Genomic DNA, 21431 nt, shown 5'->3' on the forward strand with positions numbered 1-21431 from the left:
AAGCACTTAAATATTCTATGTAAATGATTATAATGATTTTTTTATTTGAAGATATCGATTCCAAATGTGAAATCTCTATGAATAAAAGTACAAACACTTTATAAATACCTTCTAAGATGTATATTATAAACATATACAATAATTTATAGGGAGTTAACCATATGCTGAAAAGAATTATTGCCATAATTGTCATGATAGCTTTAGCTGTCATCCTTATCATAAATGTAACTGACTTAAATAAAAAGGAGTCTGGTCCAAATTTGGTTGACGTAACAGGTGACACCTCAGTCAAAGGTGTTTCCATTGTTTCACCGAATGCTAAATTTCTTAACGAGGGGGAACTGGCACCTGACTTTGAGGTTCCAATGATTGATGGTGAAAGGATTAAGCTTTCCAATTTAAAAGGTAAAAAGGTACTTGTGAACTTTTGGGCTACATGGTGTCCACCCTGTAAGGAGGAGATGCCTGAATTACAGCGATTTTATGAGGAGTATGGAGATCAAATCAAAATTATTGCAATAAATGCAACTGGATCTGAGCGTAATGAGCAAGCAGTAAGGAATTTTCTTGAGGAAAACGACTACACGTTCCCGGTAGGTATTGATAAGGATAATAAAATAACTGATCAGTATTTGGCAATGACTATTCCAACATCCTATTTTATTGGTTCAGATGGGGTCATACAAGTACCAAGACATGTTGGTCCAATGACCTATGATTTCATGGTAGACATGCTGAACTCCTTAAATTAACGGTTATAATTTTGCAAAAATTATTATAAAAAGAATAAGAGATGGTAATACTTAGTTGTAAAAAGGGAGTGATTACCATTTCTTTAAAGAAACGTCTTACTTTTGAAGAGCTGGTTCAAGCCAATCGCCAACAAATTTTGGAAGATCGAGAAATCTTGGACCGTATCGAGGATAATTTAGAAAAACGAGCAAGGGAAGAAATTTCTAGGCGTCGAGAAGCATAGTCTAGACTATGATCCAATCCAATTACATGTAAGCCTCATTAAAATGTAACCAGTTTATTACATATTAATGAGGTTTTTCCTTTTTGAATTGCTGTTATTTGAGTATAGAGCTTGTCGTAATATCAAAAAATAACATTGCCTTTGGCAACAACGATTCAAGGAGGATGTCAAGTGACTGATAAATATTCACCAAAACCAGATGACCGTAGTGATAATGTTGAAAAGCTTCAAGACATGATTCAAGATACCATTGAAAATATTGAAGCTGCACATGAAACCATGCAGATTACTTCTGGTGAAGAAAAACAAAAGATTGTAGAAAAGAATAAACGCCGTGAGGAAGCGATTGAAGGTTTTCGTGCAGAGATTAAAGATGAAGTTCGTGACCAGCAATAGGAATAAATTGCCTCAAATCTAAATAGATTTGAGGCCTTATTTATGAATTAATAAAGAGAATATGATAAACTTACCAATAGTTGATAGGAGGAAGTAAATGTGAAAAGCGTGCAAACACCAATAGAAGTTAGATACCAAGAAACCGATCAGATGGGTGTCGTTTATCATGCGAATTATTTAGTATGGTTTGAAATTGGACGGACTAAATTCATTGAACATTTAGGTTTAAACTACATAGAAATGGAAAAGAACAATATAGTATCACCTGTACTAGATGCGCATATTTCCTATAAAAAACCGGTGCGCTATGGGGAAAAGGTATTCGTCGAAACATGGTTAGCAGAATATGACGGAATTCGAACTGTTTATGGTTATCAAATCATCGATAGTCAAGGTGAGGTTTTCGTGACTGGGTCTACTAAGCATGTAATAGTAATAAAGGACAATTTCCGACCTTTATCCTTGCGAAAAGCTTTTCCAACATGGCATGAACTATATTTAAAGAATGTTGAAGGTGAAAAATAGTGGCTTTCGGTTTAAAAAGACAAGATGTAAAAAAATGGAAGGCGAGCATTGATAGTGGTGAGATAGCATTCATAACACATTATTGGCTCGATGATCGTTTCCCAGGCTGTACCACTGTTACAAAAGTTGGTTGTAAAGATATTAATGCCTTAGTTGCTTGGGGTAAAAAGTATGGCTTGCAGCCTAGTTGGATCCATCGTGATGAAAAATATCCTCACTTTGATTTATTTGGAGAAAGACAAAAAGAAATACTATTGAAAGAGGGACAGTGGGAACAAATCAATAGATTTAAATTGTGAAAAAGCGTTCAGTATATTTATTCTGAACGCTTATTTTTAACCTTTTTTTCTGGAACTAGATCGACACCACCAGGGTGAAATGGATGGCATTTACTAATCCTTTTAATCGTTAAGTACCCACCCTTAAATGCTCCAAATCTTCGTATCGCTTCAAGTCCGTATTCCGAACAAGTTGGATAAAAGCGACAAGAAGGGGGTGTCAAGGGACTAATAGCCTTCCGATAAAACTTTATAATTCCAATAAAAATATATTTCATTTTAGTACCCTTCTTTAACGTTATTCTTTCGTATAACGTATTGTTGCAATAGCATCATGCATATGAATTGACTCTTCATTTTGACAAGTAACCTCAAAGCTTTTCACATAAGGTAATTCATATAAATCAGCTGCTACAAGTCGTGCCATATCTTCAACAAATCTAGGATTTTCATATGCTCCTTCTGTGACCATCTTCTCATCAGGACGCTTCAAAATTGGATGCAGCCTTGAACTAGCATTACTTTCAGCTGCTTCTAATAGCGCATATTTCCAATCAAATTCATCTTCGTTAAAGTCTTCTGTAAGCGAGACCTGAATCGAAACATTGCCTCGCTGATTATGTGCACTATATTCACTGATTTCCTTGGAGCAAGGGCAAAGTGTTGTAACGAATACTGAAAGCCCAGCACTTACCTTGTAACCCGAATCTTGATGATAGGATACGATTAGATTTATGTCTGCATGGTTTAGTCCAGCAATTTGACTACTTGGCCCTTTACGTTCATAGAACCAGGTGGTGTTTATTTCAACGGTAGCATCCCGTTGTCCAAGTCGTTCAGCGAGCTCTTTTGTAAATTCTTTTAGTGTATTAAGTTCGAAAATAAACCCGTTTTTACTATACAACTCGAGTTGTTCCATAAAACGACTCATATTCGTTCCTTTACTTGTTTGTTTGATACTTGAGGTGAAGGTAAAGGTACCAATGCTGTTCTGAGTATAGGGCTTTAACTTGCTCTTTAGGATGACCGGATATTTTACATTCGTTATTCCTACTGCATCTAGCTCAAATAGAAAGTCCTTTTGTAAATTTTGCAAATCCGACATTTTATCCTTTTCTGTAGGTTTATGTTTTGGCCCAGGCTCAACTGAACCAAACAGCTTAAGTCTTTCTATTTTATTTGGTAAAATTTTTTGCGAATTGTCTTTTACATTCATAAAATAATCCCTTTCTTTTCTGTCCCCAACAATTATGTTATATACAATGAAGGCATCCGCAATAAGCGAACGCCAAGTTCTCGTATAACATCACTACTCTCAAAGTATAAGTCATGTTATTGTTATTTTTCAATTATCCCGTCTTACATCCATGTAATTTTTGGTTCCGTCTTATTAATAATCCGTTTAATGTTTGCGCGATGCCTTAAAATGACAAATAGAGTAAGTGCAGCGATTACAATTCTTAATCCGATGTCACCAATAAAAAGGGAAACGATAAATGAAATAATACCAGTAATCATAGATGAAAGTGACACATATTTAGAAATGTATAGAGTGATTAAAAAGGTTAACACCATTACACCAAATAATATTGGACTAACACCTAGAATTATCCCACCTGAAGTAGCCACTGCTTTGCCACCTTTAAATTTAGCGAAAAGTGGGTATGTATGACCTAAAACAGCAAAAATCCCAATTCCAAGTCGGTAAACCTCGACATCAAAAAATAGAGGAAGTAATGTTGCAAGAGTTCCTTTAAGAATGTCAGCGAGTGTTACGATGATGCCTGCTTTTACACCTAGCACTCTAAAGGTATTCGTTCCACCTAAATTCCCACTTCCATGCTGTCGTATATCAATGTTGTAACCGAGTTTACCGACAATGAGACCTGAAGGAATAGAACCAAGAAGATAGGCAATTACTGCAAAGAGCGCAAATTCCATAAAAATTCCTACTTTCCTTGTTATTATCACAATATGTAAGCTTATTTTTTATTTTAACACGAAGTATTAATAGAAGGTACTAAAACTAATAAACTTTATTCTTTTTTTATTACAAATGCCATAGCTGTGTGAAATGATGGCTATTAAATTAAAAAAACGGTATGATTTCAATGGACATGCTACATTATTATAAGTATAAGCTAAATGGAAGGGAGTTACCTACATGCAAAACCCGAGTAATAATATTATTAAAGATCTCCTAGAATCATCAAAAACCATAGCGGTGGTTGGTTTATCGGATAACCCCGGAAAAACATCTTACCAAATTTCAAAAATTATGCAAGAAGTTGGATACCGAATTATTCCTGTCAATCCAACTGTTGATGAAGTATTAGGTGAAAAGGCATATAAATCCTTACTTGACGTTCCAGAACCTATTGATATTATTAATGTATTTCGTCGTCCTGAGTACTTGCCGGAAGTAGCTAAAGAAGCAGCTCAAACGAGTTGCAAGGTTTTCTGGGCGCAACAAGGAATTGTTAATGAGGAAGCCTATAATTACTTACAAGAGCGTGGTTTTACTGTTATTATGGATTTATGTATTAAAGTAGCACATGCAGTTCTAGTAAATAAGAAATGAGAAAAGGATGGCTTCTGGTCATCCTTTTCCTATCGGACTGTGCTTACTAGATTTTCTTACCTTTTTAAAAAGGTTGTAGTATACTAATTAAGATATTGCCATTTATACATTATTTATTTTGGTTATAATTCCTTACAATCTTTACAATAACAAACACATGTTCTACTATGAATAAATGTAGTAATTTGATTTATCGGTGAAGGGAGCAATTAATTTTGGACAAGACATCTTTACACTATTCAGATGACTCCATCCAAGTATTAGAAGGTCTTGAGGCTGTTCGAAAAAGGCCCGGAATGTATATCGGGAGTACAGATCATCGTGGTCTGCATCATCTAGTTTTTGAGATTGTTGATAATGCGGTTGACGAAGCCTTATCGGGCTTTGGAAATGTTATTCATGTAACAATACATAAGGATAATAGTATTTCAGTTGAAGATAGCGGTAGGGGGATGCCAACCGGAAAGCATAGTACTGGTAAATCAACGTTGGAAGTTATTTTTACCGTCCTCCATGCCGGTGGTAAGTTTGGCCAAGGTGGTTATAAGACTAGTGGAGGTTTACATGGTGTAGGGGCATCTGTTGTAAATGCATTATCTGAATGGTTAGAAGTAACCACACATCGTGATGGGGAATCTTATTTTCTTCGTTTCGAAAACGGAGGTATTCCAGTAGGCAAGATTAAAAAAATTGGAAACAGTAAAAAAACGGGGTCGCTAATTCATTTTAAACCTGATCCTGCTATTTTTTCGACAACGGTATTTAATCTAGAAACCATTTCAGAACGGTTGCGTGAATCAGCATTTTTATTAAAGGGACTTAAGATTGTATTAACGGATGAGCGAATAGAGGAGAAAGAGGTATATGAATACCCGGATGGTTTAAAATCATTTGTACAATACGTAAATGAAGACAAAGATCCACTTCATGAGGTTATTTTCTTTGAGGGAGAGCAACAAGGAATTGAAGTAGAATTTGCTTTTCAATTTAATGATGGATACGCAGAAAACATGCTTTCATTTGTAAATCATGTCCGCACAAAGGATGGGGGAACACATGAGTCTGGTGCACGCTCTGCAATTACAAGGATATTCAATGATTATGCTAGAAGAACTAACGCGTTAAAAGAAAAGGATAAGAATCTAGAGGGAACAGATATTCGCGAAGGATTAACAGCGATAGTATCTGTTCGTATTCCAGAGGGAAAGCTTCAATTTGAAGGTCAAACGAAAGGTAAATTGGGTACTTCAGAAGCTCGCTCTGCAGTTGATGCTGTCGTATCCGAAAAATTAAATTTCTTCCTTGAAGAAAATCCAGACGTTTCAGGGACATTGATTAAAAAGGCAATAAAGGCTAAAGAAGCGCGAGAAGCAGCGCGAAAAGCACGCGATGACGCAAGAAGCGGTAAGAAAAAACGTCGTAAGGATACAATTTTGAGCGGGAAATTAACACCTGCACAATCTAAAAATCCTGATAAAAATGAGCTATATCTAGTTGAGGGTGATTCTGCTGGTGGGTCAGCAAAGCAAGGAAGAGACCGAAAATTCCAAGCTGTACTACCACTGCGTGGAAAGGTTATCAATACGGAAAAGGCAAAACTTCAGGATGTTTTTAAAAACGAAGAAATCTCCACGATTATTCATACAATTGGTGCTGGAATAGGTGCAGACTTTAACTTAGAAGATATTAACTACGATAAAGTAATTATTATGACAGATGCAGATACGGATGGTGCACATATTCAGGTGTTACTGCTAACCTTCTTTTATCGCTATATGCGTCCATTACTTGAAGCAGGTAAAGTATATATCGCACTTCCACCTTTATATAAAATATCCAAAGGAACTGGTAAAAAGGAAGAAATTATTTATGCTTGGGATGAGGATGAAATGAGGAAGGCAGTTCACCATTTTAAGAATGGTTATGTCATTCAGCGCTACAAAGGTTTGGGTGAGATGAATGCAGATCAACTATGGGAAACAACCATGAACCCAGAAACGCGAACACTAATTCGTGTTACGATAGATGATGTTGCACGTGCTGAACGTCGTGTTACAACTCTAATGGGAGATAAGGTTGAGCCTAGGAGAAAATGGATAGAGTCTAATGTAGCGTTTGGTTTAGACGATGATCCAAACATATTAGAAAACGATAAAATACATTCATAATACTAAACTGACCTTGGGAATTTATAAGGGGGGAATGACTTGTCACAGTCTGAAAAATATCTCGATTTACCACTAGAAGAAGTAATTGGTGATCGATTCGGTAGATATAGTAAATACATTATCCAGGATCGTGCACTACCAGATGCACGAGACGGATTAAAACCAGTACAACGTCGTATACTTTATGCGATGTTTCGAGAAAAGAATACTCATGATAAGCATTTTCGTAAATCGGCAAAAACTGTCGGTAATGTTATTGGTAATTATCATCCACATGGTGATACTTCCGTTTATGATGCTATGGTTCGTTTAAGTCAGGACTGGAAAATGCGAAATGAATTAATTGAGATGCATGGTAATAATGGTAGCGTAGATGGTGACCCACCTGCAGCAATGCGTTATACAGAAGCAAGACTGTCTAGCATCTCATCAGAATTGCTTCGCGATCTAAATAAAGAAACAGTCGATTTTGTTCCGAATTTTGATGATACGGATCAAGAGCCTGTTGTTTTACCAGCAAAATTTCCTAATTTACTCGTAAATGGGTCAACTGGAATCTCTGCTGGGTATGCTACCGATATCCCACCACATAATCTTGGTGAAGTTATTGATGCGGTAATTAAACGTATTGATAACCCAAATAGTACAGTTGATCAATTAATGAAGTCAATTAAAGGTCCAGACTTTCCTACTGGTGGAATAATTCAAGGGATTGATGGAATTAAAAAAGCTTATGAAACTGGAAGAGGGAAAATTGTTCTTCGAGGCAAGGCGACAGTAGAACCACTTCGAGGAAATAGAGAACAAATTGTTATTGATGAAATTCCCTTTGATGTTAACAAAGCAAATCTTGTAAAGAAAATAGATGAGCTTCGGTTTGATCGTAAGGTAGAAGGAATTGCAGAGGTTCGTGATGAAACAGACCGAACTGGATTACGTATTGTAATTGAATTAAAAAAAGACGTAAATAGTGAAGGTGTTCTAAACTATCTTTATAAAAATACGGAATTGCAGATTGCGTACCATTTTAATATGGTAGCGATTCAAGACCGTACACCAAAGCTTCTATCTTTACCGGAAATGCTTGATGCTTATATTCTGCACCAAAAGGAAGTTGTAACAAGAGCAACACAATATGATTTAAAACACGCTAAAGATCGTGCACATATTGTAGAAGGGTTAATCAAGGCTATTTCCATATTAGATGAGCTAATAGCAACCATTCGAGCTGCAAAAGATAAGCAGGATGCGAAGCGTTCTATTATGGAAAAATATGATTTTACTGAAAGACAAGCAGAAGCAATTGTTATGTTACAGCTTTACCGTTTAACCAATACAGACGTTACAGCTCTTGAACGTGAAGCGGATGAACTACGTTTAAAGATAGCTGAATATGAGTCTATTTTAGCTAGTGAAAAGAAGTTGTTTGATACAATCAAAACGGATTTAAAACAATTGAAAAAACAGTATGCCGACCGTCGTAAAACCATTATACAAGAGGAAATTGAAGAATTAACAATCGATATCGAAGTTACAGTAGCGAGTGAAGATGTTTTAATTTCCGTTACTAAGGAAGGTTATATTAAAAGGACAAGTTTACGTTCTTATGCTGCTTCAAATGGTGAAGACCTTGCAATAAAAGAAGATGATTACTTAGTTGGGCTTATCGAAGCGAATACAACTGATAAAATTCTATTATTTACGAATAAGGGTAAATACCTATATGTGCCGGTTTTTGAATTACCAGAAATTAGATGGAAGGATATTGGTCAACATATATCTAACATTGTTCCAATCGATAAGGACGAATATATTGTTGAATGCATACCGGTACGAGAATTTAAGGAAGAAGAATACCTTATTTTCTTCACGAAGAACGGAATGATAAAACGAAGTGAATTAAAGATTTATGAGGCACAACGATATTCGAAGGCCTTAATTGCTCTTAATCTTAAGCAGGGTGATGAGGTTGTTAGCGTTTGTCAGACGAAGGGATATTCAGATGTATTCATTGCTACTCACAAGGGGTACGGACTTTGGTATCATGAAACAGAGGTACCTATTGTTGGACAACGAGCTGCTGGTGTAAAGGCAATTAACTTGAAAGATGATGATTTTGTCATTAGTGGACAGGTTTTTGATGATTTATCCGAACCTTCTTTAGTGATAGTCACACAACGCGGTGCTGCCAAACGAATGAAACTAAGGGAATTTGAGAAGACAACACGGGCAAAACGTGGTTTAATGATGCTACGTGAGCTAAAAAACAAACCTCACCGTATCGTTGGATTTTATGCAACAAATAAAAATGATACGATTTGCTTCCAAACTGCTAAAGGAGAGACACACCATATTATTCCTTTTGAATTAGCCACAAGTGATCGAAGTAGTAATGGCTCCTTTATTATCGATTCTGACAAACAAGGAGAAGTTGTAGAGGTTTGGAAAGAAGCAAATTATGAAAAGCCGTTTGACCCAACTATTGATTAATGTTTCGAGGACAGACTGTTTATGAAGCAGTCTGTCTTTTTATAGACTTTTTGTAAAGAATAAAAATAGTTTATGGAAAATAAAGGGTTTTTATGTCGATTTGTAGAATTAATACTAGACAAATTCATTAGGAGGAAAAGTTTCATGGAAAGTAAAAATTATGGGTTACCGATTTTAGGGGCATTACTAGCAGCTATCGTAGGGGGAGTTGTATGGGCATTAATCGCCATTATAACAGAATACGAAATTGGCATTGTTGCTTGGGCAATCGGTGGACTAACTGGTTATATCGTTTTCTACTTGGCAAAAGGAAGCGTAACCTCATTACATCAAGTAATTGCCGTAGTTGGAAGTTTAATTGGAATTTTACTAGGTAAATATTTTATATTAGGCTATTACTATGAGAACAGTATTTCAGGCATATTTAATAGTGAGGTAATTATGCATTTTGGTGATAATATTTCTGTTTTGTTTGGTGGAATGGATATTGTTTTCGTCTTACTTGCAGTTGTTACTGCATGGCAGTTACCAGCTCAACTTGGTAGTAAGAACCAAACAACTGAACAGATTCAAGAGACAAAGGCGGAATAATAATTATTTATTTTGGTAAAATAAAAAAAATCAAACAGACTGCTAGATTTTTTTAGTAGTCTGTTTTTTAATTAATACGAAGGCTATAAAAAAGATAAAAATTTATGGAATAGGTAATGTAGAATGATAATTACAACAGCAGGGCGAGCTTCTAGTCCTCTATCACTAAAGGCTAAAAAGCTGGCCAAACAATATGGATTTTTGTATAAAGAAAGAAATAGTGAATCAATTGAAGCAATGAAAAATCAATTACAAGAACATATTATCGTCGTGGCAAAAAATGGTTTATTTATTTCACCTTTAAATAGTTCAACACGTCTATTCTTTCACCCTAATTTAGCTATGGTAAGAGCAAAACGTGTTTTAAAAGGTGAGCATGATCCGCTTATTCAGACAGCAAAACTTAAGGAGGGGATGAAGTTTCTCGATTGTACGCTGGGCTTAGCATCTGATAGTATTATTGCTAGTCTTGCTGTTGGGACTTCTGGTGCTGTAACGGGACTTGAAGGTAATGACTTATTGTACTTGCTTGCAAGAGAAGGATTAAAAGACTTTTCAACTGCAAATAGGGAAATCGATACTGCTATGAAAAGAATAAATGTCGTCAATATTGATCATCTTGAATATTTACGACAAACTCCTGATAAATCCTATGATGTCGTTTATTTTGACCCAATGTTTCAAGAAGCTATCGAATCTTCAAGTGGTATAAATTCTATACGCGAGCAAGCATTATGGACTGATATAAGCTCAGAGGTAATTACCGAAGCAAAACGAGTTGCTAGGCAGTGTATCCTTATGAAGGACTACTATAAAAGTGCGAGATTTAAAAGGCTTGGGTTCACACAGCATATACGGAAAACATCCTTATTTCACTATGGGACTATAGAACTTTTATAGGTAACTTCTTCTTTTTAAATTCTGAAAAGTGTGATACGCTATAAATGAAAAAAGGAGAGGAGGGCTTCGAACGGATCTCAGACAAAAAATCATTTATAATGCGCTACATTTATTTGAAAAATATGGCTTCCATGGTGTAACAGTAAACCAAATTGTAGAAAAAACTGGTGCATCAAAAGGTGGATTTTATCATCATTTTACGTCAAAGGATGAATTGCTTTTTGTCATTCACGATACATTTATTACGTATGTGCTTGAAAAAGCCTACATAGCAAAGAACACCTACGAATCTCCAACTAAAAAGTTACAAGCAATTATAAAGAGCTTTGTACAAGTATTTGATTTGTATAAGCCACATATTTCTGTATTCTATCAGGAAAATGTTTACTTAAAATCAAATTATGAAGAATTGATTAAAGCAAAACGTGATCAGTTTAAGAATATTATCCTTGAAACCATTCGTGAGGGTAAGGCAAGTGGAGAATTTCGTCATGATCTTTCGGATGAAATTACCAGTATGGCAATACTTGGAATGGTAAACTGGACCTATAAGTGGTACCGTAAATCAGGAGAAAAATCAATTGACGAAATCGGTGACTTATATGTCGACTTAATCATGAGATCAATAGTAAACGACTAAATGTAAGCGCTCTATTTTGATAGAATACTAGTTTAGTAACATTTTTTTCTATTTTTACAGACCAACCAGTCGGTCTATCTACTGATTTAGGAGGGAAACATATGGATTTTAATTTAACCAAAGAACAATCCATGATTCGTAAAATGGTTCGAGATTTTGCTGAAGAAGTAATTAAGCCTAGAACAATTGAGATTGATAAGGAAGCTAAGTTTCCGTTGGATATTTTTAAACAAATGGGTGAGCTTGGTTTACTAGGGATTCCATTCCCAGAGAAATATGGTGGCTCAGGTGGAGACACATTATCCTACGCTATTGCTGTAGAGGAAATTGGCCGTGTATGTGGTAGTACTGGTTTAAGCTATGCTGCAGCAGTATCTCTTGGTGCAAGCCCAATATATTATTTTGGAACAGAAGAGCAGAAGGAAAAATTTTTAACTCCTCTTGCAGAAGGAAAAGCCTTGGGTTCATTTGGATTAACAGAACCAAATGCCGGATCAGATGCAGGAGGAACTAAAACGACAGCAATCATCGATGGTGATGATTTTGTCATAAATGGTGAAAAATGCTTTATAACGAATGCAAGCTATGCCGAAACGTTAATTGTTACTGCAGTTACTGGTAAAAATGAAAAAGGTAGAAACATTATTTCCGCTATTATTGTTCCGACGAATGTGGAAGGGGTCAAGATAACAAGTAATTATGATAAGATGGGTGTTCGTGGTTCAGATACAGCTGAAATTGTTTTAGACAATGTACGTGTTCCAAGAACGAACCTTTTAGGAGATCCTGATAAAGGCTTTAGTCAATTCTTATACACGCTGGATGGTGGAAGAATTTCTATTGCTGCTTTAGGACTTGGAATTGCTCAAGCATCACTAGAAAAAGCCTTACAATATGCTAAAGAAAGAAAGCAATTTGGTAAATCTATTTCGAGCTTCCAAGCAATTCAATTTAAGCTTGCTGATATTGCAATGGAGGTGGAGCTTGCTCGAAATATGGTGTATAAGGCAGCATGGTTAAAGGATAATAACCAACCATTTACGAAAGAATCCGCCTATGCGAAATTATTTGCAACAGAAACAGCTTTCCGTGCAGCTAATCAGGCCATTCAAATACATGGTGGTTATGGTTATATGCGTGAGTATGAGGTTGAACGATATTTACGGGATGCTAAATTACTTGAAATCGGTGAGGGAACATCGGAAGTTCAACGACTAGTAATTGCTAGACAGTTAGGCTGCTAGAAACTAGATTTCTTGATATGGTTAGGGGTGAAGTGATGATCTCGAAAATACTGATTGCCAATCGAGGCGAAATAGCAGTAAGGATTATGAGAACGTGTAAAAAATTAGGAATTTCATCGGTTGCCGTTTATTCTGAGGGAGATAAAGCAGCACCATTTGTACAGATGGCTGATGAAAGCTATCTTTTAGGTCCTGCAAGGGTGAATGAGAGTTATTTAAACGTTGATAGGATATTAGATATAGCCAAAAGATGTGGTGCAGATGCGATTCACCCAGGTTATGGTTTTTTGAGTGAAAATGGTAGTTTTGCCGAAAAATGTGAAGCATCTGGCATTACATTTATCGGTCCAACTAGTCAAGTGATGGAAATGATGGGTAGTAAGATTGAAGCACGAAAAGCAATGAAGACGGCTAATATTCCAATAGTGCCAGGTACAGAGGATGCAGTTCATTCGAAAGAGGAAGCAATTGAAGTTGCTAAAAGTATTGGTTATCCTATTATGCTGAAAGCCTCAGCAGGTGGTGGCGGTATCGGTATGCAAGTGGTACATTCCGATGAAGAGCTACTTAAGGCATTTGAGAATAACGCGAAGCGGGCGGAGAGTTTTTTCGGTGATGGAGCAATGTTTTTAGAGAAAAAGATTGATCATGCTCGTCATATAGAGATACAGATATTAGCAGATAAGTTTGGGAACGCTGTGCATTTGTTTGAACGGGAATGTTCCATTCAGCGAAGAAACCAAAAGGTTGTTGAAGAGGCACCTTCTCCTTTTCTATCGGAGACCACTCGTCAACGAATGGGAAAGGCTGCAGTAAACGCAGCTAAAGCTCTAGGGTATACCAATGCTGGAACGATTGAATTTTTAGTAGACGCGAACGAAAATTATTACTTTCTTGAAATGAATACTAGAATTCAAGTCGAGCACCCGATAACTGAAGAAATTACTGGTATTGATATTGTAGCGGAACAAATTAACATAGCAAATGGTAATAGCTTATCTTTAAAGCAAGAAGATTTAACCATTAAGGGTCATGCAATTGAAGCTAGAATTTACGCGGAGGATCCAAATACTTTTTTCCCATCTCCTGGACATATAACAGTATTTGATATACCTAAAGGAGAGAATATCCGGCTTGAGTCTGCAGTTACTAGTGATTATCAAGTAACACCTTTTTATGACCCAATGATTAGTAAGCTTATTGTTAAAGGCAATACAAGACAAGAAGCAATTCAATTACTTATACACACATTAGAAAAAACAAAGGTCGAAGGGATTAAGACCAATATCCCCTTACTACTTGAGATTGCGCAACATCATGAATATCAAGCTGGTAATACAACAACAAGCTTTATAGTAGATTATCTTAGACCATTAAAAAGGAAGTAACTGAAGGAGGAAATAAGGATGGAAGAAGTAAGAGCAATGATGGCAGGTAATGTTTGGAAAATAGTCGTATCAGAGGGAGAAGCGGTCGAAGCTGATCAAGATATTGTCATTTTAGAATCGATGAAAATGGAAATTCCAATTGCTACAGAGGATGGCGGTATTGTAAAAGAAATAAAGGTACAAGAAGGCGACTTTGTAAATGAAGGCGATTTAATTGCAGTGATTGAGTAAAATATGAAGTTGGAATATGCTATTAAATCCATTCAACATCAAATGAATTTCTCATTCAGCGTAGTATATTTTGGAACGGATTGGTTCCTCCATAATATTACATTGTATTAATTGTTGAGAAAATAGCACTGACTCAGTCTTTATACGCATTTAGGGGGTACTTACATTATGGCCTTAGTAGAATTAAAAAGAGTAGATCATCATATCGCCCTTGTAAAATTGAATAGGAGTGACGCTGCGAATGCTTTGTCAAAAGCGCTATTAGATGAGTTAAATGTAATGATAGATAGGGTCAATCAGGATAAAACCATTCATTGTGTTATTGTTACTGGATCAGGTGAGAAGGCATTTTGTGCTGGTGCAGACCTTAAGGAAAGAAGAGGAATGTCAGATGAACAGGTAATCGAGACTGTTTCTTATATCGGAAAAACCATTTCCAAATTGGAAGCAATGGAAGTACCTGTCATAGCGGCTTTAAATGGTGTAGCCTTTGGTGGTGGTTTAGAGTTAGCTCTTGCTTGTGATATTCGTATAGCAGCAGACAATACTAAATTAGGGTTGACTGAGACATCCTTGGCAATTATTCCAGGTGCTGGTGGAACACAACGTTTACCTCGATTAATTGGTTTAGGGCGTGCCAAGCAATTAATTTATACTGCAAAGGCGATTTCAGCAGAACAAGCGTTAGCATTTGGGTTAGTGGAAGAAATCACTTCAAAGAATGACCTATTAGAGGCTGCATTTTCCATGGCAAAGTCCATTGCTAAAAATGGTCCCATAGCATTACGAATGGCGAAATCAGCTATTAACCAAGGAATGCAAGTGGATTTACCTTCTGGATTAGCAATAGAGCATGAATGCTATAAACAAACGATTCCAACCAAGGATAGAGTAGAGGGATTAGAGGCATTTAGGGAAAAGCGTTTACCAGTGTATCGAGGAGAATAAAATAGGAGGTTTATCCATGTCATATGTAGATGAACTACAAAAGCGTATAAGCCAAATCGAAAAGGGTGGACATGAAAAATACCACCAAAAAAATGAAGAAAAAGGAAAATTATTTGTCCGAAAACGTCTGGAGCTTTTATTTGATGAAAATATTGATATAGAAGATGCATTTTTCGCAAACTGTATGGATGATTCACTGCCTTCTGATGGTGTTGTGACAGGTATCGGTAAGATACACGGTCAGGATGTTTGTGTGATGGCGAATGATTCTACTGTAAAAGCAGGGTCCTGGGGAAAAAGAACGGTGGAAAAGATTCTCCGTATTCAAGAAACTGCGCTAACATTAGAATTACCTATTATTTATTTGGTAGACTCTGCAGGTGCACGTATTACCGATCAAATTGAAATGTTTCCTGGTAGAAGAGGCGCTGGACGAATATTCCATAATCAAATAAAACTATCTGGAAGAGTGCCACAGGTTTGCTTATTATTTGGACCATCAGCAGCTGGCGGAGCATATATTCCAGCCTTTTGTGATATAGTCGTGATGGTTGATGGTAATGCTTCCATGTACCTCGGATCACCACGTATGGCGGAAAAGGTTATCGGGGAAAAAGTAACACTAGAGGAAATGGGTGGAGCAAAAATGCACTGCTCAGTCTCTGGTGTTGGCGATGTATTAGTGAAAACTGAACCAGAAGCAATCGAATATGCTCGAAATTATTTAACCTATTTTCCGAAAAGCTTCCGTGAAAAACCGAGGGCTTGGGAAGCGAAGAATGCAAAAGAATTCGAAAAAAGCATGGAGGAAATTATACCAGAGAATCAGAATGCACCATTTAATATGTATGATTTCATTAATCGCATCATTGATGAAGATAGCTTCTGCGAAATTAAAAAGAAGTTTGCTCCAGAGTTAATTACTGGACTCGCTCGAATGGATGGGAAGTCAGTTGGCATTATAGCCAATCAGCCACGTATGAAGGGCGGAGTACTATTCCCAGATTCAGCAGATAAAGCTGCAAAATTTATTCAATTATGTGATGCATTTAATATCCCATTATTATTCTTAATGGATGTTCCAGGATTCATGATTGGTACAAAGGTTGAACGCGCAGGGATTATTCGCCATGGGGCAAAAATGCTTGCTGCCATGAGTGAGGCAACGGTACCAAAAATTTCAGTTGTCGTTCGCAAAGCGTATGGAGCTGGTTTATACGCAATGGCCGGTCCTGCATTTGAACCAGATTGTTGTATTGCTTTACCTACTGCACAGATTGCTGTGATGGGTCCTGAAGCAGCAGTTAATGCAGTATATGCAAATAAAATTGCAGAATTACCAGAGGAAGAGCGGGCTAGCTTTATACAAGAAAAACAAGATGAATATCGAAGTGATATTGATATTTATCGTTTAGCTAGTGAGATGGTCATTGATGCCATCATCGAGCCTAATAACTTAAGAACAGAGTTAATTAATCGTTATCGTATTTACGAAGCGAAAAACGTAATATTTACCGAACGTAAACATGGTGTCTATCCTGTATAATAAATTTTAGGGTCTTGGATTTTCCAAGGCTCTTTTTCAATGAACTACTATCTAAATTTTATTTTAATTAATACTTATACGAATAGAAGAAAAATGGATATAAATTAACCATAATTTTATTATGTAAACCAATGAACTTAATTCACAATTTGAAATGTTTTGTGTTATATCTAAGATGAGATGAAATTATAGTGAAAAAGGGAAAAAAGGGGAAGTTAATGGTGATGGTCTATTCAAAAGAGCAATATGAAAATCTCAACTTGGAATAGATGCATCAATTTATAACCATCAAATCTAAGCAATGTCTAAATGATAAAGTAAGGTTATAAAAAATAATATTTAATTATTGAAGATGGTGATAAGGATATGAAAATACAAGATTTTATGATTTCTGATGTAATCAGTGTAAAAGAAGATACGACAGTTAAAGAACTTCTACAAATTCTTGTCAACAACAAAATCGGTGGAGTCCCAGTTGTTAACAATGATAATGTGTTAGTTGGTGTAATAAGTGATGGTGACGTAATACGATATCTTCAGCCTAGTAACCGGAATGTATTTGATATGTTCTCAGTTATTTTATTTAGTGATCGTGAGGAATTAGTAGATAAGCTAACGTACGCACTAAAGAACCCAGTTAAAAGGATGATGAGAACGAGAGACTTAAAAACACTTCATCCTAATAATAAACTAGATGAAGCACTACAAATTTTTGCACGTTATCATTTTAAAAAGATACCTGTTATAGATGATAGTCACCGTGTAGTAGGTGTGATAAGTAGGGGAGATTTACTTCGTCATATTACTAATCATCTTATACAATAATAGAAAAAACTAGCTATGTCATAGTTTTGGGGAATACGTTATAATTAATGTATAAGTTTTGGCAAAGGGGTTTATGATGTTGAGGGCAACGGAACAGAATAAAACGGTATTAACTTTTCAAAATTTGACTGGGATATACCATGTATTAAATGACCATGGGGATCTAATAAATGCTAAAAAAGTAGTAGATCTATATCAAAAAATGCAAAATAATGAATATGTCGTTAGTTTCGCAGGACATTTTTCTGCTGGAAAGTCTTCTATGATAAATGCGTTAGTTGACAGTGAGATTTTACCAAAGAGTCCTATACCAACAAGTGCAAATATCGTTAAATTGACATCTGGAGAAGGTGTAGCACGTGTTTTTTTTCATCATGAAGAACCAACCGAGTATGAAGAACCATATGATTTAGACATGATAAAAGAATATTGCAAGGATAAGGATACTATTAAGAAAATAGAAATTAGCACAGCTAATTCAATTATCCCCAGCTCATGTGCCATTATCGATACACCTGGTATTGATGCTGCAGACGACACAGATCGACTAATTACCGAATCATCTCTACATTTGATTGATATATTGTTTTATGTAATGGACTATAACCATGTCCAATCCGAAGTGAATTTACAATTTTTGCAAACGATTCAAGCAATGCATATACCTTTTTACGTAATTATTAATCAAGTGGATAAACATAATGAAAAGGAATTATCCTTTCAATCCTTTGAAGAGAGTGTAAAACAAACGTTTGAACAATGGGATTTGTCTCCCCGAGCAACATATTTTACCTCACTTGTCCAAACAGATTCACCTTATAATCAGTTTGAGGATGTGAAAAGGGAGCTTTATAGTCTATTTCATGATGAAAGAACACTTCGAATTGATGCAGCTGTTAAGAATCTCATTGTGAGCCATAAGGAATATTTACAAGAGAAAGAGAATGAGGAGATCGCTAACTTATTAGCAGATAACACTTTCGATGAAAATCTATTCATCCAAATGGAATCGCTTAGAGATTCTGTAAATCAATTAAAAATTCGCCCCAATGCTTTTTCTAATGCTTTTTTACATGATATGGATCATACCTTGAAAAATGCGTATCTGATGCCTGCAATTGTGAGAGATTATGCAGAAAGCTTTTTAGAGTCTCAGCAAAAGGATTTTAAGATTGGCTTTTTGAATGCAAAGAGAAAAACGGATGAAGAAAAAGACAGGCGAACAGGAATTTTCTTGAAGAATTTAGAAGAGACGATGAGGGCAAATATTGAATGGAAGCTTCGAGAAAAATTCAGTGAGCTATTAAAAGCCTATTCTATTCCAGAGCAATCATTATACAATTTGACTCAGCAATTAACCGTTTCACTAACTGAAGATGATTTATTGTCATTAGTAAAAACGGGTGCAAAGGTTAATGGGGACTATGTATTAAATTATACGAATGAACTAGGTCAATTTATAAAAAACAAATATCGTCAGGCATCTAAAGAATTATTATCTAGTATCATGGATTTCCTTAAGAAGGATAGTGAGTTAGCTCTTCAGAGATATGAGGCTGAATTACAGCAATATAACAATGTATTACTAGCCCATAAACAATACAATAATGTTAAAGAGAAATTTAAAGAAAAGGCTCTATATTTGGATGAACAATTAGAACACCCAACGGTACTAGATGAAACGGTTGAGCTGATAAAAATAAAATTAGCACCAAGAACGTTTAAAAAGGGTGTAGAAATTCTTGAAAAACAAGAAGAAATAAAATCAAAGGATGAAAAGAACAATATTCAAGGTCATTTAGTAGCAAATGCCCCAAATGTTCAACAAGTAATTCATGCAATTGATAAAACAATTCAAACCTTTACTGGAACAGATATATTTACTTCCGTCCTAAATGAGCTGTCTGCTAAAAAAGAAAAGCTAGAACACAGGCAATATACGATTGCATTATTTGGAGCATTTAGTGCAGGAAAATCATCCTTTGCTAATGCTTTGATTGGAGAAGGAATCTTACCATCCTCTCCTAATCCAACGACTGCAGTAATAAATCGAATTGCTCCAGTATCAGAGGAGTTTTCACATGGTACGGTTAGCATTCATTTGAAGAAAGAGGAGACTTTACTACAAGATTTACTTGGAATGGTAAAGCATTTTTCCCCTCCTAATACGAATAATCTAACTGAACTAGTTAATTGGATAAGTGAAAATAAGTTACAACATCATTCAGAACTCAATCATATGTATCAATCCTATCTCAAGGCTTTATTAAAGGGGTATTCGGATCATCAAGAAGTACTCGGAAAAAATAAGACTATTCACTTACAGGAATTTGCATCTTATGTAACAGATGAATCGAAAGCTTGTTTTGTAGAGTCGATTGATCTTTATTATGATTGCCCGATAACTCGAAAAGGAATTACCTTGGTTGATACACCAGGAGCAGATTCAGTCAATGCAAGACATACGAACGTAGCGTTTGATTATATTAAAAATGCGGATGCTATACTTTACGTAACCTATTATAATCACGCGATTACAAAGGCGGATAAGGACTTTGTCACTCAGCTTGGTCGTGTAAAGGATGCTTTCCAGATGGATAAAATGTTCTTTCTCGTTAATGCTGCGGACTTAGCTCAAGATGAACCAGAACTAAATCTTGTCCTAAATTATGTTAAAGATCAGCTACTTAAATTTGGAATCCGAAACCCAAGACTATATCCAGTATCAAGTAAAATTTCATTAGAAGAGAAATTGACTAACCAACCTTTAAATAGGCAAATTGCTACTTTTGAGAATGACTTTTATGCCTTCCTAGAAAATGAACTATCTCAAATAGCTGTAAGTGCTGCAATCTTTGACCTAGAAAGGGTAGGTCAACAACTATCCCATATGATAAAAAAAGCTAATTTAGATGAAATGGAAAAAGCCTCCTATAAGATATCATTACAAGAAAAGAAAAAGGATTTACTACTAGCAGCTGAAACAGATCCGGGTAACCTATACCTAGAGCGAATACGACAAAAGATTCAGAAGCAATTGCACTATGTAGGCGAGAGAATAGGAATTCGTTTTCATGATATTTTCAAAGATTATTTTAATCCAACAACCGTAACTGAATCTGGTAGAAAAGCTATGCGCCAGCTAGAAAAAAATACGTTGGATTTATTAGACTATACAGGATTTGAACTTCTACAGGAGGCAAGAGCAGTATCATTACGTGTAGAATCCTATTTAAATGAACAATTTATGGAATGTAGAGAGAGCTATCAGTATCAATTTAATCAAATCGAAAAGGAGTTTCGTTTATCCATTTCTAAGGAAATAGACTGGGTAACTCCAGAATACCACCAGGCCTTACAAAAAATTGATTTATCGAAATTCCAATCTGCTTTTTCATTATTTAAAGGAACAAAGGCCTTCTTTGAGAAAAATGAAAAGGAAAAAATGAAGGATTCTCTCTATGAGTTATTAGCTCCTTTCATTGAAGAATACCTTCGCGATATTCAGGTTTATATGGTAAATGATTATGGTAAACAATGGAGTAGTTTAGTGGAAAGAATGAAAGCTGAATTCATGAAGGAAATAAACGATTATATAGCAAGCAATACAGCATTTGTTGATAACACAATTGATTCAGAATTATTAACAGCTAAACATTTAAAAGTAAATGAAATTTTAGCTAGCTTAAATTAAAAAAAGGTGG

General features: G+C 35.7%; 21 protein-coding genes and 1 pseudogene. 19 read left to right on the forward strand and 3 right to left on the reverse strand.

Annotation, left to right across the window (positions count from 1 at the left end):
• The first annotated feature begins 161 nt into the window (after positions 1-161).
• From KI338_RS04385 to KI338_RS04405, 5 genes are all read left to right on the forward strand, one after another.
• Positions 162-752 carry a TlpA family protein disulfide reductase gene (locus KI338_RS04385; RefSeq protein ID WP_212919738.1) on the forward strand — a complete coding sequence of 197 codons (591 nt, stop codon included), beginning with the start codon at positions 162-164 and terminating at the stop codon, positions 750-752.
• A 41-nt stretch (positions 753-793) separates the two neighbouring features.
• Positions 794-976: an FbpB family small basic protein gene (locus KI338_RS04390; RefSeq protein ID WP_244853334.1), complete on the forward strand. Its 183-nt coding sequence runs from the start codon at positions 794-796 to the stop codon at positions 974-976.
• 171 nt (positions 977-1147) lie between these two features.
• Entirely contained in the window at positions 1148-1372 is a 225-nt protein-coding gene (gene tlp / locus KI338_RS04395) for a small acid-soluble spore protein Tlp (RefSeq protein ID WP_212919739.1), read from the forward strand.
• Between the two features lie 99 nt (positions 1373-1471).
• Positions 1472-1897 carry an acyl-CoA thioesterase gene (locus KI338_RS04400; protein WP_212919740.1) on the forward strand — a complete coding sequence of 142 codons (426 nt, stop codon included), beginning with the start codon at positions 1472-1474 and terminating at the stop codon, positions 1895-1897.
• Positions 1897-2196: a hypothetical protein gene (locus KI338_RS04405; protein WP_212919741.1), complete on the forward strand. Its 300-nt coding sequence runs from the start codon at positions 1897-1899 to the stop codon at positions 2194-2196. The genes KI338_RS04400 and KI338_RS04405 overlap by 1 nt, the downstream gene beginning before the upstream one ends.
• A 17-nt stretch (positions 2197-2213) precedes the next feature.
• Here KI338_RS04405 and yidD read toward each other — a convergent pair whose 3' ends face one another.
• The 3 genes from yidD to plsY all read right to left on the reverse strand — a co-directional run bounded on the left by yidD (position 2214) and on the right by plsY (position 4116).
• Positions 2214-2453, reverse strand: coding sequence for a membrane protein insertion efficiency factor YidD (gene yidD / locus KI338_RS04410; RefSeq protein ID WP_212919742.1), 240 nt, complete (start codon positions 2451-2453; stop codon positions 2214-2216).
• 20 nt (positions 2454-2473) lie between these two features.
• Entirely contained in the window at positions 2474-3391 is a 918-nt protein-coding gene (gene folE2, locus KI338_RS04415) for a GTP cyclohydrolase FolE2 (protein ID WP_212919743.1), read from the reverse strand.
• 143 nt (positions 3392-3534) lie between these two features.
• Positions 3535-4116 (reverse strand): glycerol-3-phosphate 1-O-acyltransferase PlsY, encoded by a 582-nt coding sequence (plsY, locus tag KI338_RS04420; RefSeq protein WP_212919744.1) that lies wholly within the window; start codon positions 4114-4116, stop codon positions 3535-3537.
• A gap of 223 nt (positions 4117-4339) precedes the next feature.
• Between plsY and KI338_RS04425 the strand changes: the two genes are divergently transcribed.
• From KI338_RS04425 to KI338_RS04485, 14 genes and pseudogenes are all read left to right on the forward strand, one after another.
• Positions 4340-4756, forward strand: coding sequence for a CoA-binding protein (locus tag KI338_RS04425; protein WP_212919745.1), 417 nt, complete (start codon positions 4340-4342; stop codon positions 4754-4756).
• Between the two features lie 215 nt (positions 4757-4971).
• Positions 4972-6924 carry a DNA topoisomerase IV subunit B gene (parE, locus tag KI338_RS04430; protein WP_212919746.1) on the forward strand — a complete coding sequence of 651 codons (1953 nt, stop codon included), beginning with the start codon at positions 4972-4974 and terminating at the stop codon, positions 6922-6924.
• Between the two features lie 39 nt (positions 6925-6963).
• Positions 6964-9414: a DNA topoisomerase IV subunit A gene (gene parC / locus KI338_RS04435; protein WP_212919747.1), complete on the forward strand. Its 2451-nt coding sequence runs from the start codon at positions 6964-6966 to the stop codon at positions 9412-9414.
• A gap of 144 nt (positions 9415-9558) precedes the next feature.
• Complete coding sequence (locus KI338_RS04440; RefSeq protein WP_212919748.1) at positions 9559-10005, forward strand: hypothetical protein; 447 nt, start codon at positions 9559-9561, stop codon at positions 10003-10005.
• A gap of 123 nt (positions 10006-10128) precedes the next feature.
• Entirely contained in the window at positions 10129-10905 is a 777-nt protein-coding gene (locus tag KI338_RS04445) for a class I SAM-dependent methyltransferase (RefSeq protein WP_212919749.1), read from the forward strand.
• A gap of 91 nt (positions 10906-10996) precedes the next feature.
• Positions 10997-11116, forward strand: a pseudogene (locus tag KI338_RS17910) (TetR/AcrR family transcriptional regulator); the annotation flags it as partial.
• Positions 11117-11119: 3 nt separating this feature from the next.
• Complete coding sequence (locus KI338_RS04450; protein ID WP_244853336.1) at positions 11120-11545, forward strand: TetR-type transcription factor C-terminal domain-containing protein; 426 nt, start codon at positions 11120-11122, stop codon at positions 11543-11545.
• Positions 11546-11646: 101 nt separating this feature from the next.
• Positions 11647-12789, forward strand: coding sequence for an acyl-CoA dehydrogenase family protein (locus KI338_RS04455; protein ID WP_212919750.1), 1143 nt, complete (start codon positions 11647-11649; stop codon positions 12787-12789).
• Positions 12790-12824: 35 nt separating this feature from the next.
• Positions 12825-14177, forward strand: a complete 1353-nt coding sequence (locus KI338_RS04460; RefSeq protein WP_212919751.1) for an acetyl-CoA carboxylase biotin carboxylase subunit — start codon at positions 12825-12827, stop codon at positions 14175-14177.
• An 18-nt stretch (positions 14178-14195) separates the two neighbouring features.
• Positions 14196-14408 (forward strand): acetyl-CoA carboxylase biotin carboxyl carrier protein subunit, encoded by a 213-nt coding sequence (locus KI338_RS04465; protein WP_212919752.1) that lies wholly within the window; start codon positions 14196-14198, stop codon positions 14406-14408.
• Positions 14409-14573: 165 nt separating this feature from the next.
• Positions 14574-15356, forward strand: coding sequence for an enoyl-CoA hydratase (locus KI338_RS04470; RefSeq protein WP_373306331.1), 783 nt, complete (start codon positions 14574-14576; stop codon positions 15354-15356).
• 16 nt (positions 15357-15372) lie between these two features.
• Positions 15373-16902, forward strand: a complete 1530-nt coding sequence (locus tag KI338_RS04475) for an acyl-CoA carboxylase subunit beta (RefSeq protein WP_212919754.1) — start codon at positions 15373-15375, stop codon at positions 16900-16902.
• A 366-nt stretch (positions 16903-17268) separates the two neighbouring features.
• Positions 17269-17727 carry a CBS domain-containing protein gene (locus KI338_RS04480; protein ID WP_212919755.1) on the forward strand — a complete coding sequence of 153 codons (459 nt, stop codon included), beginning with the start codon at positions 17269-17271 and terminating at the stop codon, positions 17725-17727.
• A gap of 76 nt (positions 17728-17803) precedes the next feature.
• Complete coding sequence (locus KI338_RS04485; RefSeq protein WP_212919756.1) at positions 17804-21421, forward strand: dynamin family protein; 3618 nt, start codon at positions 17804-17806, stop codon at positions 21419-21421.
• Positions 21422-21431 lie beyond the last annotated feature (10 nt).

Source organism: Ornithinibacillus bavariensis (assembly GCF_018333235.1).
GTDB lineage: Bacteria > Bacillota > Bacilli > Bacillales > Amphibacillaceae > Ornithinibacillus > Ornithinibacillus bavariensis.